The sequence below is a fragment of the Craterilacuibacter sp. genome, from assembly GCF_051659485.1.
Classification (GTDB): domain Bacteria; phylum Pseudomonadota; class Gammaproteobacteria; order Burkholderiales; family Chromobacteriaceae; genus Craterilacuibacter.
In genome coordinates, this window is record NZ_JBOFOO010000001.1 from 1 (window position 1) to 1,241 (window position 1,241).

Genomic DNA, 1,241 nt, shown 5'->3' on the forward strand with positions numbered 1-1,241 from the left:
CAGGTACCGGCACGTGCCGAGATTATCCTCGAAGGCCATATCCACCCCGACGACACCGCCATGGAAGGCCCGTACGGCGACCACACCGGCTATTACAACGAGCAGGACCGCTTCCCGGTGCTGACCATAGACCGCATCACCATGCGTGAAAACGCGATCTACCACAGCACCTATACCGGCAAGCCGCCGGATGAGCCGGCCATTCTCGGCGTGGCGCTGAACGAGGTGTTCGTACCCATCCTGCAAAAGCAGTTTCCCGAGATCGTCGATTTTTATCTGCCGCCCGAAGGCTGCAGCTACCGCATGGCGATTGTCAGCATCAAGAAGCAATACCCCGGCCACGCCAAGCGCGTGATGATGGGGGTGTGGTCTTTCCTCAGGCAGTTCATGTACACCAAATTCATCGTGGTGGTGGACGATGACGTCGATACCCGCGAGTGGAAAGAAGTCATCTGGGCGATTACCACCCGCATGGACCCGGTACGCGACACGCTGCTGATCGAAAATACACCGATCGACTATCTGGATTTCGCCAGCCCGGTTTCCGGCTTAGGCGGCAAGATGGGACTGGACGCGACCAATAAGTGGCCGGGCGAAACCACGCGCGAATGGGGCACCCCCATCGTGATGGACGATGCAGTCAAGGCGCGGGTGGATGCGATGTGGGGGGCGTTGGGACTGTAGGTTTTATACCAAACAATGAAGCTTTTAATGCGATGGCCGACGCAATTAAAATGACATGATGATAGGATTCGAACAATCTGAATGTAATGAGAATTCCATCATGTCCGCCGGCCGTCAACTTCAAGTCAAAAAACTATTTGCCCTCACCCTGATCGCGGCCTCCCTTGTAGCCTGCGGTGGAGGCGGCGGCAGCGGACCGGATTCGGTAACGCCAGGTCAAGGGGACGGCGGTACAAATGGAAATGGTAGCGTGGTGCAGCCCTCGGCCACCCCTGCCACTATCGAATTTATATCCTCCAGCTCCGGAGATACGACAAGTCCAGATGACGCTATGATCATCCGCCCCACATCAGTGGGGGGAATAACTCAGACGACACTCAGTTTTCTGGTTAAGGATGCCAATGGCGCTCCAGTTGCCAATCAAACGGTCAACTTCAGCATTGAAACAGAAGGCACTGGTCTCACACTTTTAAGCAGTCAGCCAGTAACAGACAAAGATGGCATCGCCAAGGTAATAGTCAAGGCTGGGGATATCAGCACTGCAACCAGCATTAAAG

Annotated in this window: 2 protein-coding genes; both read left to right on the forward strand. The window is 55.4% G+C overall.

The genetic code is table 11. The features are described from left to right. On the forward strand, window positions 1–684 hold a 684-nt coding region (locus ACRC1E_RS00005; protein WP_438513056.1), incomplete at its 5' end, for a UbiD family decarboxylase. A gap of 55 nt (window positions 685–739) precedes the next feature. Next, window positions 740–1,241 (forward strand): Ig-like domain-containing protein (locus ACRC1E_RS00010; RefSeq protein WP_438513057.1); only part of this gene is annotated, 502 nt, incomplete at its 3' end.